Here is a 14,967-nt window from a genome sequence, read left to right as displayed (position 1 = left end):
GCATGAAAAAGTTATACCGCCTGGCACAGGTATTTGAGCTCCAGATAGTCTTCGATGCCGTATTCGGAGCCTTCGCGCCCCAGGCCCGACTGTTTCACCCCGCCGAAAGGCGCCACTTCGTTGGAGATAAGCCCGGTATTGATGCCGACCATGCCGTACTCCAGCCGTTCCGAAACGCGCCAGATGCGCGCCGCATCGCGGGTGTAGAAGTAGGCGGCCAAGCCGTAGATGGTATCGTTGGCCTGGCGAATCGCCTCGGCCTCGTCATCGAACACCACCAGCGGCGCGACCGGGCCGAAGATCTCTTCTTCCAGCAGCAGTGAGCCGGGCTGCACGTCGCCCAGCACCGTCGGGGTGAAGAAGTTGCCGCCCAGCGCGTGCGGCGTGGCGCCGGTCAGCACCTGGGCGCCTTTGCTCAGCGCATCATCGAGTAGCTCCAGCACCTTGTCGCGCGCCTTGCGGTTGATCAGCGGGCCTATTTGCACGCCCGGTTCGAAGCCGTTGCCGACCTGCAGCGCCGCTACCCGGGCGACAAATTTTTCGGCGAACTGGGTGTAAACGCCGCGTTGTATGTAGAACCGGTTGACGCACACGCAGGTCTGCCCGGCGTTGCGGTATTTGGCGATCAGCGCGCCTTCCACCGCGGCATCGATGTCCGCATCGTCAAACACGATGAACGGCGCGTTGCCGCCCAGTTCCAGCGATACCTTCTTGATGGTGTCCGAGCTCTGGCGCATCAGCAGCCTGCCCACCGGCGTGGAACCGGTAAAGCTGAGTTTGCGCACCTGCGGGTGGCGGGTCAGCTCGGCGCCGATCGCCTGCGAGTTGCCGGTCACCACGTTGAACACCCCGGCGGGAATGCCGGCGCGCTCGGCCAACTCGGCCATCGCCAGCGCCGAGTAAGGGGTCTCGTTGGCGGGTTTGACCACCAGCGTACAACCGGCCGCCAGCGCCGGCGCGGCCTTGCGGGTGATCATCGCCGCCGGGAAGTTCCACGGCGTGATCGCCGCGCACACGCCGATGCCTTGCTTCAGCACCATCAGGCGTTTGTCGCTGCTCGGCGAAGGAATGATGTTGCCGTTGGTGCGCTTGGCCTGTTCGGCGAACCATTCGATAAAGGAAGCGGCGTAGCGGATCTCGCCCAGCGACTCCGCCAGCGGTTTGCCTTGTTCCAGCGTCATCAGGCTGGCCAGATCCTGCTGGTGTTCCAACATCAGTTCGAACCAGCGGCGCAGCAGCTGGGCGCGCTGTTGCGCCGGCAGCGCGCGCCAGCCTTCCAGCGCTTGCTGAGCGGCGTCGATCGCCCGTTGGGTTTCGGCCGTCGCCATATTGGGCACGCTGCCGATGAGTTGGCCGGTGGCAGGATCGCTCACCGGCAGCGTTTCCTGGTTGTCGGCGTCGCGCCACTGGCCGTTGATGTATGCCTGTTGACGCAGTAGCGCCCGATCGGAAATATTCACAAAGAACCTCACAAGTCAGGGAAAGGGGCCCGTGGGCCCCGTCGCATCAGGGTTGATAAACCTGCGCCAGCAGATTGTGGAAGTGGGCGATGCCGTGTTCGCTGACGCCGCTGCCGGCGCCGTCGGCCATGATGCGCCCCTGCCCGCGATAGCCGCGCGATTTGAGGCCTTTTTGCACGCTCTCCACCAGCCGCAGGTCTTCCGGGCGGAACACGTCGCGGTACCAGTCGATCAGCTTGAGCTGCTCCTCGCTCAACTCGGCGTTGGTAAAGTAGATGTCGTAGTGCTGCAGGGTGGTTTCCGCATCGACCGGGAATTCGTAAATCACCGTCATCATGCCTTCCAGCGGCGGCATGTTGAACATGGTGCACGGCCACAGCCAGATGCCGTGGAAGCTGGCTTCTTTGCCCTCTTCAAACTTGAACGACTGCTCTGAAGGGCGGGCGTAGCCGAACTGCAGCGTCCAGTTGCCGTGCAGGGTGTGCCAGTAGCGATCGACCTGCACCGAGTCGGCGAAGCCGGGGTGTGCCGGGCCACAGTGGTAGCACTCGAGGTAGTTGTCGACGATGTTCTTCCAGTTGGCCGGGGTGCGGGTGACGAAGCGCGCCGCCAGCTTGAGATCGTCGACCTGCGGGCAGGCTTCGCGCACTTTGGCGCCGAGGCCCGGCAGCTGGTCTTCCACCGTGCCGGCCTGCGAGTCCAGATTGACGTAGATAAACCCGGCGTATTCTTCGACCCGCACCGGCATCAGGTGCGAGTTTTCTTTATCGAAGTTCTGCACGTTTTCACAGTTGCGCGCGTGCGCCAGCTCGCCGTCCAGCTTGAACGCCCAGGCGTGGTAAGGGCAGGTGATGACGTTTTTCGCCCGGCCGTCACCCGCCAACAGCTGGTGGCCGCGGTGCGGGCAGACGTTGTAAAAGGCGCGCAGCACTTTGTCGCGGCCGCGCACCACCAGAATGTTTTCGCCGATGATCTCGCGGGTAATGTAGTCGTTCGGTTCGGCGAGCTCGCTGCGGTGCGCCACGCAGATCCAACTGGTGGCGAACACCTGCTCTTTTTCGTGCTCGAACGCCGCCTGGTGGGTATAGAAACGGGCCGGAATGGTGTAAGCCTCGCGGGCGTCGGCGCAGAAATCTTTCGGTAAGGTAAATTCAGGGATCAGAGTGCTCATAAGTTAACCTTCCTCTTTCTTATTGTCATTTCGCCATAGGGCGTGGTTGATACGACGATGGAGCGGAGAGTTCGGCGGCCGGTGGCGCCTCGGGCAGCGCCGGCGGGCTGCTTTCGATCAGGTGCGCCGGAATGGCCGCGTAGTCCTGCTTCAGCCAGCGGGCGAAGCCGTAGGTTTTCACCAGCAGCACCAGCAGGAACGGCAGTGCGGTCAGGATCACCGTGGTTTTCATGGTGTCCAGCGAAGCGCCGGTGAACAGGATCGACAGCGGGATCAGGGTGATCACTACGCACCAGAACAGGCGCAGCATCGGGCTGGGATCTTGCCCTTCCTGCAGGTTGCGGGTGCTGGTGGCGGCCATGGTGTAGGCCACGGCGTCCATATGGGAGGCCAGGAAAATGATCATGATGAACAGATAGGCGGCCAGGAACAGCTTGCCGAGCGGCAGCGCCGTCAGCAGCATCTGCACGGCGGTTTCGCCGCCCTGGGTGCTGAGGATCTCCGGCACGTTGAGCTGCCCGCTGATGAACTGGTGCATGGCGTAACTTTCCAGCGAGCCGAAGAAGAACCAGCAGCCGAGGGTACTGCCGAGCAGCAGCGCCCAGATCACCTCTTTAATCTTGCGGCCGCGCGAGACGCGGGTGACGAACATCGCCACGCCCGGGGTATAGGAGATCCACCACAGCCAGTAGAACACCGTCCAGCTGCGGCTGAAGCTGCCGTCGCCCATCGGGTCGGTGAACAGGCTCATCTGCAGGAAGTTTTGCGCCGTCAGGCCGATGGCGTTGATGGTGTTGTTGATGGTGAACTCGGTCGGGCCGACCAGCAGCACCAGCCCGGCAAAGGCGAAGGCGCCCCAGCCGACCATTTTGCTCAGGCGCTGCATACCGCCGTCGATGCCGATGTAGGAGCTGAGACAGAAGATCACCGCCGCCAGCAGGATCACCGTTGCCTGTACCGTGAAGTTATCCGGGATGCCGGTCAACGCCGTCAGCCCGCGGGTAAAGGTGGAGGCGGTCAGCACCAGCGAAATGGTGAGGGCGCCGACGGTGGCGACCAGGAAAATCAGATCCACCATCCGCCCGATCGGGCCGTTGGCGCGCACGCCGGTGATGGCGGAAATGATCCCCGACAGGCTGAGCCCTTTGTTCTTACGCACGTGGAAGTGGTAGGCCATGATCAGCGAAGCGAGGGCATAGGTCGCCCAGGCGCTCAGGCCCCAGTGGAAGAAGGAGTAGCTGATGCTGTATTCCAGCGCCTTTGGGGTGCGCGGCGCGATGTTCAGCCCCGGCGTCTGGTAATAATACGCCCACTCCATCACCCCCCAATACAGGGTGGACGAGCCGAGGCCGGCGCAGATGAACATGAACAGCCAGGCCAGCGTGGAGTATTGCGGTTTGCCTTCGCCGAGGCGGATGTTGCCGTATTTGCTCAACGCCAGATACAGCACCACCAGCAGGGCGATCAGCACCAGGATTTGAATGGTTGAACCGAACAGCCGGGTGACGCCGTTGAAAATGGTGTTGGCGATAAGCGCGGATTGAGCCGGAAAGAGCATCAGGCAAATGGCGATCAGCGCAATACTGCACAGGCTGATGGCGATGAGCGTGACATCCTTTTTAGGGGTGCTCTGCATGGGAGTGAACTCCTGTTATCGGTGGTGGGCCGGTGCGCGAAGCGTAGGGGGGCGCCCGGGCCTTATTGGTTGGAACCCTTTGTTTTGTTACACCGCGAGGAGCAAACGCCCCGGCTGAACGCCGCCGGGAATATTTACTCTTCATTAACATTTTCGAGTGTGCACAAATTACAGGAGGGCCACAATTGGGGCATCTGTAAAAGGATAAAACACAGTATGTAAACAATTTGTTGTGATCTTGACCGGGGTATTGGCGTGCTTTCTGCGGTGGTTTTCAGCGGATTTGCGGCGGCGATCGAAGCGGAAAAACGGACGTGGCGAAGCAGGGCGCGAAAGAGCGCCCTGCGTGGGAAAATCAACGGCGTTTAGCGTTGCAGCAGGGCGGCGATCGCCTGGCCGACTTGCTGGGTGGAGGCGTCGCCGCGCATGTCCGGCGTGCGCGGCCCGTCGGCGATGATGCGTTCGATCGCCTGCAGGATGCCATCGTGCGCCTGGCGGTAGCGGGCATCGCCGTCGCCGAGGAAGTCCAGCATCATCGCACCGCTCCAGATCATGGCGATCGGGTTGGCGATGTTCTTGCCGAAAATGTCTGGCGCCGAGCCGTGCACCGGCTCGAACAGCGACGGGAAGTTGCGTTCCGGGTTCAGGTTGGCCGACGGCGCGATGCCGATGGTGCCGGTACAGGCCGGGCCGAGATCCGACAGGATATCGCCGAACAGGTTGGAAGCCACCACCACGTCGAAGCGTTCGGGGTTCAGCACGAAGCGCGCGCACAGAATATCGATGTGCTGTTTATCCCAGGCGATATCAGGGTATTGGCGCGCCATCTCCGCCACGCGCTCATCCCAGTACGGCATGCTGATGGCCATACCGTTGGACTTGGTGGCGGCGGTCAGACGCTTGCGCGGGCGCTGCTGCGCCAGCTCAAAGGCGTATTTCAGGATGCGGTCCACGCCCTGACGGGTGAACACCGACTCCTGGATCACCATTTCGCGTTCGGTGCCTTCGAACATCCGCCCGCCGAGCGAGGAGTATTCCCCTTCGGTATTTTCGCGCACCACGTAGAAATCGATGTCGCCCGGCTGCTTGTTCGCCAGCGGGCAGGGCACGCCGGGAAACAGCCGCACCGGGCGCAGGTTGACGTATTGCTCGAAGTCGCGGCGAAATTTCAGCAGTGAACCCCACAGCGAAATGTGGTCGGGCACCGTATCCGGCCAGCCGACGGCGCCGAAATAGATGGCGTCGAAGCCCTTGAGCTGTTCAAACCAATCGTCCGGCATCATCTGGCCGTGGTGCTGGTAGTAGTCGCAGCTGGCCCACTCGAAGGTGTCGAATTCCAACGACAGATCCCAGCGCGCCGCCGCCGCCTGCAATACCCGTATGCCTTCCGGCAACACTTCCCGTCCGATACCGTCCCCGGGGATAGCGGCAATCTTGTAAGTTTTGCTCATACAGAGGTCTCATTTGTAGGTAGGGGAGATTGACAACACTGTTATCCTATAATTGACTAACTGTTAATCAATCGCGAAAACGGTGAAACATAAAACACGAATCATGAATAATATGCCGATCCTGAGTGACCTGCGGGTGTTCGTGCTGGTGGCGCGCCGCGCCGGGTTCGCCGCCGCCGCCGAAGAGCTGGGCGTTTCGCCGGCCTTTATCAGCAAGCGCATCGCGCTGTTGGAGAAGGCGCTGGACGTCTCGTTGCTGCATCGCACCACGCGGCGGGTGGCGATCACCGAAGACGGCGAACGCATCTACGAATGGGCGCAGCGCATTCTCAACGATGTCGATCAGATGATGGACGAACTGTCCGAAGTGCGCCAGGCGCCGCAGGGCATGCTGCGCGTGGTCAGCAGCTTCGGCTTCGGCCGGCGTTTCGTGGCGCCGGCGCTGTCGGCGCTGGCCAGGGAGTATCCGCAGCTGGAACTGCGGCTCGACGTGTCCGACCGGCTGGTGGATCTGGTCAGTGAAGGATTCGATCTGGATATCCGCATCGGCGACGATATCGCCCCTAATCTTATCGCGCGCAAGCTGGCGGACAATCAGCGCATTCTGTGCGCTTCGCCGGCGTACCTGCAGCGCCACGGCGTGCCGAAAAGCCCGGCGGAGCTGGCGGGCCGCGCCTGCCTGGTGATCAAGGAGCGCGACCACCCGTTCGGGCTGTGGCGGTTGCAGGGGCCGGGCGGCGAAGAGACGGTAAAGGTGACGGGGGCGCTGGCGTCGAATCACGGCGAAATCGTGCACCAGTGGTGTCTGGACGGGCAGGGCGTCGCGCTGCGTTCCGCCTGGGACGTGAAAGAGAACATCGACAGCGGCCGGCTGGTGCATATCCTGCCGGAGTACTATCAGCCGGCCAACATCTGGGCGGTATACGTCTCCCGGCTGGCAACGTCGGCGAAAGTGCGGGTGACGGTCGAATTTTTGCGCGACTATTTCCGCGAGCACTATGGCGAAACGGGGGCGGCAGGTGAAAATTCGTCGCGGCCTTGAGGCCAAAAATGTGCGCCAGATCATCTTATGCTCGTAAAACTCCCCTCCGTTACTTGTGGAACTGTTGCTCCTGTTCCTTTTGCCAAAACTTTGGTTTATGCTCAGCTGAAGCGTTTCAGTTGAGGCACTCTTCGACAGAAACGCTGATGTGACGGCGGCGAAAAGCCGCTGAAGCGCGGGAATAATGCAAACGCGGCGATTCACAGCGGGCGGTGCGATCCACTACTCTATGCGGGTTAGTGAGACAACCAGTCAGCGCCGGCCCGGCGCCGGTGAATCAACCCGGCGGGGAAGGCCCTTTTTCAGGAGCAGCATGACCATCCGCATAGCGATAAACGGCTTTGGCCGCATCGGCCGCAGCGTATTGCGCGCACTGTACGAATCGGGACGACGGGCGGAAATCTCCGTGGTGGCGATCAACGAGCTGGCGAACGCCGAGGGCATGGCCCATCTGCTGAAGTACGACTCCAGCCACGGCCGCTTCGCCTGGGATGTGCGGCAAGAGTGCGACACGCTGAGCGTCGGGGATGACGCGATTCGCCTGTTGCATCAGCCGGCGGTGGAGCAGTTGCCCTGGGGCGAGCTGGGCGTCGATGTGGTGCTGGACTGCAGCGGCGTGTACGGCAGCCGGGCAGATGGCGAGGCCCATCTGGCGGCGGGGGCGAAGAAAGTGCTGTTCGCCCATCCGGGCGGCAACGATCTGGACGCCACCATCGTGTTCGGCGTCAACCATCAGACGCTGCTGGCGGAGCATCGCATCGTGTCCAACGCTTCGTGCACCACCAACTGCATTATTCCGGTGATCAAGCTGCTGGACGACGCTTACAGCATCGAGTCCGGCACCGTGACCACCATTCACTCGGCGATGAACGATCAGCCGGTGATCGACGCGTATCACGCGGATTTGCGGCGCACCCGCGCGGCGAGCCAGTCGATCATTCCGGTCGACACCAAGCTGGCCGCGGGCATCACCCGCATCTTCCCGCAGTTTTGCGATCGCTTCGAGGCTATCTCGGTACGCGTGCCGACCATCAACGTGACGGCTATCGATCTGAGCGTCAGCGTCAGCGCCGCGGTAAAGGTGGCGGAGGTCAACCAGCTGTTGCAAAAGGCCGCAAGGGAATCATTTCGTGGTATAGTTGACTACACGGAATTACCATTGGTCTCGATCGATTTTAACCATGACCCGCACAGCGCTATCGTCGACGGTACGCAGACCCGGGTCAGCGGGCAGCACCTGATAAAGACCTTGGTCTGGTGCGACAATGAATGGGGCTTTGCCAATCGGATGTTGGATACAACACGGGCAATGGCCGCCAGCGGTTTCTAGTACGGCGGCGCCGGCGTGATTGGCGCGCTGCTCAGGCAATTTTATAGAGATTCAATAAAGAGGGTTCACCATGTCTGTAATTAAGATGACCGATCTGGATCTGGCGGGTAAACGCGTACTGATCCGCTCCGATCTGAACGTGCCGGTAAAAGACGGTAAAGTGACTTCCGACGCGCGTATCCGCGCTTCCCTGCCGACTATCGAAGCTGCGCTGAAGCAAGGCGCCCGCGTGATGGTAACCTCCCACCTGGGTCGTCCTACCGAAGGCGAGTACAACGAAGAATTCTCCCTGCTGCCTGTGGTCAACTACCTGAAAGATCACCTGAAATCCCCAGTGCGTCTGGCGAAGGATTATCTGGATGGCGTCGACGTCGCCGAAGGCGAACTGGTGGTGCTGGAAAACGTTCGCTTCAACAAGGGCGAAAAGAAAGACGACGAAACCCTGTCCAAGAAATACGCGGCGCTGTGCGACGTGTATGTGATGGACGCGTTCGGTACCGCGCACCGCGCGCAGGCTTCCACCCACGGCGTGGGCAAGTTCGCGCCAGTCGCCTGTGCCGGCCCGCTGCTGTCCGCTGAGCTGGAAGCGCTGGGCAAGGCTCTGGGCAACCCGGCCCGTCCGATGGTCGCTATCGTGGGCGGTTCTAAAGTCTCCACCAAACTGACCGTGCTGGATTCTCTGTCCAAAATCGCCGATCAGCTGATCGTCGGCGGCGGCATCGCCAACACCTTCGTGGCGGCGCAGGGCAACAACGTGGGCCAGTCTCTGTACGAACCTGATCTGATCCCGAACGCGCAGAAACTGCTGGAAACCTGCGACATTCCGGTTCCGACCGACGTGCGCGTCGCGACCGAATTCTCCGAAACCGCGACCGCGACCGTGAAGCAGGCCAACGAGATCCAGGACAACGAGCAAATTCTGGATATGGGCGACGTCTCTGCCGAGCGTCTGGCCGTTATCCTGAAGAACGCCAAGACCATTCTGTGGAATGGCCCGGTTGGCGTATTCGAGTTCCCTAACTTCCGTAAGGGCACCGAAATTGTCGCCCGCGCGATCGCCGATAGCGACGCTTTCTCCATCGCTGGCGGCGGCGACACTCTGGCAGCCATCGATCTGTTCGGTATCGCTGACAAAATTTCCTACATCTCCACCGGCGGTGGCGCATTCCTGGAATTCGTTGAAGGGAAACCGCTGCCTGCAGTCGTGATGCTGGAAGAGCGCGCTAAGCAGTAATTCAGACAACGGGAGGCGAAAGCCGCCCGTTTGTTTTATACCGCGCGGCACAGGCTGCGCGGCGTGAAAACATCGATTTACATCCATCTACGGCCGACGAAACAGGACAAAGTAACATGTCTAAAATTTTTGATTTCGTAAAACCGGGTGTCATCACGGGTGATGACGTTCAGAAAGTCTTCGCAGTTGCTAAAGAGAACAACTTTGCGCTGCCAGCGGTAAACTGCGTGGGTACCGACTCCATCAACGCCGTGCTGGAAGCCGCAGCTAAAGTACGTGCGCCGGTCATCGTTCAGTTCTCTAACGGCGGCGCCGCGTTTATCGCCGGCAAAGGCGTGAAGACCGATGTGCCTCAGGGCGCAGCGATTCTGGGCGCTATCTCTGGCGCGCACCACGTTCACCAGATGGCTGAACACTACGGCGTGCCGGTGATCCTGCACACCGACCACTGCGCGAAGAAACTGCTGCCATGGCTGGACGGCCTGCTGGACGCCGGCGAGAAGCACTTCGCCGCTACCGGCAAACCGCTGTTCTCTTCCCACATGATCGATCTGTCTGAAGAGTCGCTGGAAGAAAACATCGAGATCTGCAGCGAATACCTGAAGCGCATGGCCAAAATCGGCATGACGCTGGAAATCGAACTGGGCTGCACCGGCGGTGAAGAAGATGGCGTGGACAACAGCCATATGGACGCTTCCGCTCTGTACACCCAGCCGGAAGACGTGGCTTACGCGTACGAAAAACTGAACGCCATCAGCCCGCGCTTCACCATCGCCGCTTCGTTCGGTAACGTGCACGGCGTGTACAAGCCAGGCAACGTCAAGCTGACCCCGACCATCCTGCGTGATTCTCAGGACTACGTGTCCAAGAAATTCAACCTGCCGCACAACAGCCTGAACTTCGTGTTCCACGGCGGTTCCGGCTCTACCGACGCAGAGATCAAAGAGTCCGTGGGCTACGGCGTGATCAAGATGAACATCGACACCGATACCCAATGGGCGACCTGGGACGGCATCCTGCAGTACTACAAAGCGAACGAAGCTTACCTGCAGGGCCAACTGGGCAACCCGAAAGGCGCCGATCAGCCGAACAAGAAATACTACGATCCACGTGTATGGCTGCGCGCAGCGCAGACCAGCATGGTGACGCGTCTGGAGCAGGCCTTCAAAGATCTGAACGCGGTAGACGTTCTGTAATCTTCGGCACCTGTTGCACGATGCATAAGGCTCCCTGCGGGGAGCCTTTTTCGTTTTCAGCCCAGCAGGCCGGCGCCGACGTTGATAGACAGGCCCAGGATCAGCATGTTGAACGCGAAGGAGATCACCGACTGCAGCAGGGTGACCTTACGCACCTCCGCCGCCCCGACCGCCACATCGGCGGTTTGCGACGCCACCGCGATGGTGAAGGAGAAGTAGGCGAAGTCCAGATAGGTCGGCTCGGTGAGGTTGCCGGGGAACAGCAACGGCAAAGGATTCTGCTGCGCGCCCTGACGATAGAACTGGTGGGCATAGTGCATGGTGAAAGCGGTCGGCAGCAGCAGCCAGGAGACCACCAGCGTGGCGCCGGTCAGCAGCAAATGCAGCGTTTTCAGCGAGCCGGCCACCTGTTTGGCGCTGCTCAATTCAAACAGGATCGCCAATAAGCTGACCAGACAACCGAGGCTGACCAGCGCCAGCACCATGCTGGCGCTTTCGTCCTGCCGCCGGGCTATCTGGCGAATGTGCTGCGGCGTGCTGATCAGCATCAGCCGCCAGAGAAACAGCAGATAGAGCCAGGCCAGCGTATTCCAGCCGATCATCAAGCGCTGCAGCAGCGAGAGCTGGGCTGGCAGCAGCAGAAAGCACAGCAGCCCGGCGCCGACGGAAAACAGCAGCCTGGGCCGCACTTGCCAATAGTGTTTGAGCGAAGAGCGAATGTGCATGAAAAACGGATCCCTTATCGTGAAATGGCCAACGCGCTGTTCTCAGCATAGAAGAAGCGGCGCGCGGTTTCGGCTATTTTTAACGCTGACGGTTGGCATGAGCCTTTAATGTTGGTTACCCTAAGGCGGTGGTTTCCTACTGGCTATCGAGGCCAGTGTATTTTTGCGAGTTTCTCCCGTTAGGGACTGAGTTAGGACGACACGAATGAAAGATTTGAATGTAGTAGACGGCATCAACGGTGCCGGCGACTGGTTGGTGAAGAACCAGGATCTGTTGATCCAGTATGCGGTGAATATCGTCGCTGCCATCGTTATCCTGATTATCGGTTCGATCGTGGCGCGCGTGGTCGGCAATGCGCTGAACCGCGTAATGAAGCTGCGCGGCATCGACGCCACGGTGGCGGATTTCCTGTCGGCGATCGTGCGCTACGGCGTGCTGGCATTCACCTTCATCGCGGTGCTGGGGCGCGTCGGCGTGCAGACCACCTCGGTGATCGCCGTGCTGGGTGCCGCCGGTTTGGCCGTCGGTCTGGCGCTGCAAGGGTCGCTGTCCAACTTCGCCGCCGGCGTGCTGCTGGTGATCTTCCGTCCACTGCGTGTGGGTGAATATGTCGATTTGGGCGGCGTGGCCGGCACCGTCGATCAGGTGCAGATTTTCTCCACCACCCTGCGGACTTCCGACAACAAAACCATCGTGGTGCCGAACGGTAAAATCATCGCCGGCAACATCATCAACTACTCCCGCGAACCGAACCGCCGCGTGGATATCGTGGTGGGCGTGGCCTACAACGCCGATATCGACGTGGTGAAGAAGGTGCTGGGCGACGTGATCGCCGCCGACAAGCGCATCATGCACGCCAAAGGCGTGACCGTGCGTCTGAACGAGATGGCGCCATCGTCCCTGAACTTCGTGACTCGTTCCTGGACCACTAACGCGGAATACTGGAACGTGTACTTCGATCTGATGGAAAACTTCAAGCGCGCGCTGGATGCCCACAACATCGGCATTCCGTTCCCGCAGATGGACGTGCATCTGTATCGCACCGAAGACGCTTCCGCCAAGGCGGAATAACAGAGAAGGGGGCCTTGGCCCCCTTTTTTATTGCGGGCCGAGACGCTGCCAATGGCATCTCGGCCTTTTCTTTTCCGCGAGTTCAGACGCCGGCCGCCGGTTCGGTGAGCGGCGCGCGGCGACGCAGGCTGAGGCGATAAAGCAGGAAGATGGCGGCGGCGCCCAGCAGCGCCGGCAACGCCAGCCAGAGGAAGAACACTTCCGGCGATCCGGCTGCGGTCATCATCCAGGCGCCGAGCATCGAGCCGACAATTGAGCCGAAGCGGCCATTGGCCATGGCCCAGCTGACGCCGGTCACCCGGGCTGCGGTTGGGTAGAGGGTGGCGGAAACCAGATTCAGGCCGTTCTGTGCACCGGCCACGCCGAAGCCGATCAGGAACACAATGGCGGCCAGCGTGTAGGCGTCGCCCATCAGGTAACCGGTAACGCCAATCACCAGCGCGGCGCCCAGGTAGGAGACGGCCAGCACGCGGTAGGGCCCGATCCGGTCCATCAGCAGCGCCATGAGGATGGCGCCCAGGGTACCGCCGAGCGGCACCATGGCTCCGATGCGCGAGGCGTGGACGATGTCGTAACCGGCGTCTTTGAGGAGAGTCGGCAGCCAGCTGGTGAGCAGATAGAACACAAACAGTGAACAGAAGAACGCCGCCCATAGCAGCAGGGTGCGCACGGCGCGGCCTTCGATAAACAGGTGTGATATCGGCGATTTGACCTGCGCCGGACGCTCGTCATCGACAATCGTCACACCGGCCCAACGCTGGCCGGTGATGCGCTCGACCACCCGGCGCAGCCGATCGGCGTGTTTGGCGCTGGCGGCCATAAAGCGCACCGACTCGGGCATCTGCCAGGCCAGCAGCGGCAGCAGCGCCAACGGCGCGATACCGCCGACCAGCAGCAGGCCGCGCCAGCCGAACGTCGGAATGATCTGCCCGGCCAGCAGGCCGCCCAGGGCCAACCCGGCGGTGAAGCCGCTCCAGCTCAGGGTGACCATCAACATGCGCCGGCGCGCCGGTGAGTATTCCGAGCTGAGAGTGATGCAGGTCGGTATCGCGCCCCCGAGGCCAATGCCGGTGATGAAGCGCAGCAGGGTCAGGGATTCGATCGAATGCGTATAGGCCGAAGCCAGGGTGCAGCCGCCAAACACCAGCACCGCGACGAGCAGCACGCGCTTGCGGCCGATGGCGTCGGCGAGCGGCCCGAACAGCAGGCTGCCGAGCAGCAGGCCGAACAACCCCGCACCGAAGGCGGGGGAGAGCTGCGCAGGCAGCAGATTCCACTCTTCGCGCAGCGCCGGGGCGATATAGCCGATGATGGCGGTATCGAAGCCGTCCAGCAGGGCGATGAGGAAACATAAGGTCAGGATCAGGATTTGGTAGGGTGAGATCCTGGCGCGATCGATGATTTCGCTGATGCGAGCGGTATCTGGGCTCATGAGGGTTCCACTGTTATTAAGCTGTTGTGGGCTGGCTGAGGGGCCGTTCAGGCCGCTGTGGCTGGCATCGCGTAGAAACCCGAGTATACACCAGAGGGGGGGCGTTGCGGGGAGAGGGCGTCGATGATCATCGCCCGCCGCAGGAGGTACCTGTGGCGGGCGCTTGGCAAGGTTATTTGGCCAACAGTTCCCGGCGCACGATCTCGGCGCCTGCACTTAAGGCATTCAGCTTGCCGCGGGCGACCTGACGAGGCAGAGGGGCCATGCCGCAGTTGGTCGACGGATAGAGCTTGTCGGCATCGACAAACTGCAGCGCCTTACGCAACGTAGCGGCCACTTCTTCAGGCGTCTCGACGGCATGATTCGCCACGTCAATGGCGCCGACCATCACCTTTTTACCGCGGATCAGTTCAAGCAGGTCCATAGGCACGTGCGAGTTATGGCATTCCAGCGAGATGATATCGATATTAGACGTTTGCAGTTTAGGAAACGCCTCTTCATATTGCCGCCACTCTGAACCCAGCGTCTTCTTCCAGTCGGTATTGGCTTTAATGCCGTACCCATAGCAGATATGCACCGCCGTTTCGCACTTCAGCCCTTCGATGGCCCTTTCCAGGGCGGCGATGCCCCAGTCATTCACTTCGTCAAAGAACACATTAAAGGCGGGCTCATCAAACTGAATGATGTCGACGCCGGCGGCCTCGAGCTCTTTGGCTTCCTGATTGAGGATCTTGGCGAATTCCCAGGCCAATTTTTCACGGCTTTTATAGTGGTTGTCATAGAGCGTGTCGATCATGGTCATCGGCCCCGGCAGGGCCCATTTAATCGGCTGCTTGGTCAGCTGGCGTAAAAATTTGGCGTCTTCAACGAAAACGGGCTTTTGACGCTCGACCGCACCCACCACGGTCGGAACACTTGCATCATAGCGATTACGGATTTTCACCACCTGGCGTTGCTCGAAATCGACGCCGCTGAGGTGCTCAATGAACGTCGTGACGAAATGCTGACGCGTTTGCTCGCCATCGCTGACGATGTCGATGCCGGCCAACTGTTGCTCCGCCAGCGATAAACGCAGGGCGTCCTGTTTCCCTTCGATTAATTCTTCATTCTGCAATTTCCAGGGCGACCACAGGGTTTCCGGTTGGGCCAGCCAGGAAGGTTTGGGCAAGCTGCCGGCGGTCGATGTAGGGAGCAATATTTTCATGATGGATGACCTGT

General features: G+C 60.8%; 12 protein-coding genes. 5 read left to right on the top strand and 7 right to left on the bottom strand.

The genetic code is table 11. The features are described 5' to 3' along the window. Positions 1-11 precede the first annotated feature (11 nt). The 4 genes from ATE40_RS16985 to ATE40_RS16970 form a co-directional block, all read right to left on the bottom strand. On the bottom strand, positions 12-1,460 hold the full coding sequence (locus tag ATE40_RS16985; RefSeq protein WP_063917988.1) for an NAD-dependent succinate-semialdehyde dehydrogenase: 1,449 nt from the start codon (positions 1,458-1,460) through the stop codon (positions 12-14). Between the two features lie 46 nt (positions 1,461-1,506). Beyond that, the gene (locus tag ATE40_RS16980) at positions 1,507-2,631 is read right to left on the bottom strand and encodes an aromatic ring-hydroxylating oxygenase subunit alpha (protein ID WP_063917987.1); all 1,125 of its coding nucleotides are present in this window, start codon (positions 2,629-2,631) and stop codon (positions 1,507-1,509) included. 25 nt (positions 2,632-2,656) lie between these two features. Then, the gene (locus tag ATE40_RS16975) at positions 2,657-4,267 is read right to left on the bottom strand and encodes a BCCT family transporter (RefSeq protein WP_063917986.1); all 1,611 of its coding nucleotides are present in this window, start codon (positions 4,265-4,267) and stop codon (positions 2,657-2,659) included. 365 nt (positions 4,268-4,632) lie between these two features. Then, a complete protein-coding gene (locus ATE40_RS16970; RefSeq protein WP_004931578.1) occupies positions 4,633-5,718 on the bottom strand; it encodes a tartrate dehydrogenase in 1,086 nt (361 codons plus the stop codon). A gap of 82 nt (positions 5,719-5,800) precedes the next feature. On the opposite strand from ATE40_RS16970, the gene ATE40_RS16965 reads away from it, so the two are divergent. The 4 genes from ATE40_RS16965 to fbaA all read left to right on the top strand — a co-directional run bounded on the left by ATE40_RS16965 (position 5,801) and on the right by fbaA (position 10,520). Continuing rightward, positions 5,801-6,760: a LysR family transcriptional regulator gene (locus ATE40_RS16965; RefSeq protein WP_275507215.1), complete on the top strand. Its 960-nt coding sequence runs from the start codon at positions 5,801-5,803 to the stop codon at positions 6,758-6,760. 313 nt (positions 6,761-7,073) lie between these two features. Next, the gene (gene epd / locus ATE40_RS16960; RefSeq protein WP_004931582.1) at positions 7,074-8,090 is read left to right on the top strand and encodes an erythrose-4-phosphate dehydrogenase; all 1,017 of its coding nucleotides are present in this window, start codon (positions 7,074-7,076) and stop codon (positions 8,088-8,090) included. Between the two features lie 70 nt (positions 8,091-8,160). Continuing rightward, entirely contained in the window at positions 8,161-9,324 is a 1,164-nt protein-coding gene (pgk, locus tag ATE40_RS16955; RefSeq protein ID WP_025160206.1) for a phosphoglycerate kinase, read from the top strand. 116 nt (positions 9,325-9,440) lie between these two features. Beyond that, positions 9,441-10,520, top strand: a complete 1,080-nt coding sequence (fbaA, locus tag ATE40_RS16950) for a class II fructose-bisphosphate aldolase (RefSeq protein ID WP_019455616.1) — start codon at positions 9,441-9,443, stop codon at positions 10,518-10,520. A gap of 56 nt (positions 10,521-10,576) precedes the next feature. On the opposite strand, the gene ATE40_RS16945 is transcribed toward fbaA, so the two are convergent. Further along, positions 10,577-11,245 carry a DUF1345 domain-containing protein gene (locus ATE40_RS16945; RefSeq protein WP_019455617.1) on the bottom strand — a complete coding sequence of 223 codons (669 nt, stop codon included), beginning with the start codon at positions 11,243-11,245 and terminating at the stop codon, positions 10,577-10,579. A 205-nt stretch (positions 11,246-11,450) separates the two neighbouring features. On the opposite strand from ATE40_RS16945, the gene mscS reads away from it, so the two are divergent. Further along, on the top strand, positions 11,451-12,317 hold the full coding sequence (mscS, locus tag ATE40_RS16940; RefSeq protein WP_019455618.1) for a small-conductance mechanosensitive channel MscS: 867 nt from the start codon (positions 11,451-11,453) through the stop codon (positions 12,315-12,317). Positions 12,318-12,399: 82 nt separating this feature from the next. On the opposite strand, the gene ATE40_RS16935 is transcribed toward mscS, so the two are convergent. Continuing rightward, complete coding sequence (locus tag ATE40_RS16935; protein ID WP_063917985.1) at positions 12,400-13,749, bottom strand: MFS transporter; 1,350 nt, start codon at positions 13,747-13,749, stop codon at positions 12,400-12,402. 172 nt (positions 13,750-13,921) lie between these two features. Continuing rightward, positions 13,922-14,953 carry a methionine synthase gene (locus tag ATE40_RS16930; protein ID WP_025160207.1) on the bottom strand — a complete coding sequence of 344 codons (1,032 nt, stop codon included), beginning with the start codon at positions 14,951-14,953 and terminating at the stop codon, positions 13,922-13,924. Between the last annotated feature and the right edge of the window lie 14 nt (positions 14,954-14,967).

Origin of the sequence: Serratia surfactantfaciens (assembly GCF_001642805.2) — a bacterium.
GTDB classification, from domain to species: Bacteria; Pseudomonadota; Gammaproteobacteria; order Enterobacterales; family Enterobacteriaceae; genus Serratia; species Serratia surfactantfaciens.
Note: the sequence above shows the minus strand (reverse complement) of the source record. Positions and strands in the feature narration are given on the sequence as shown.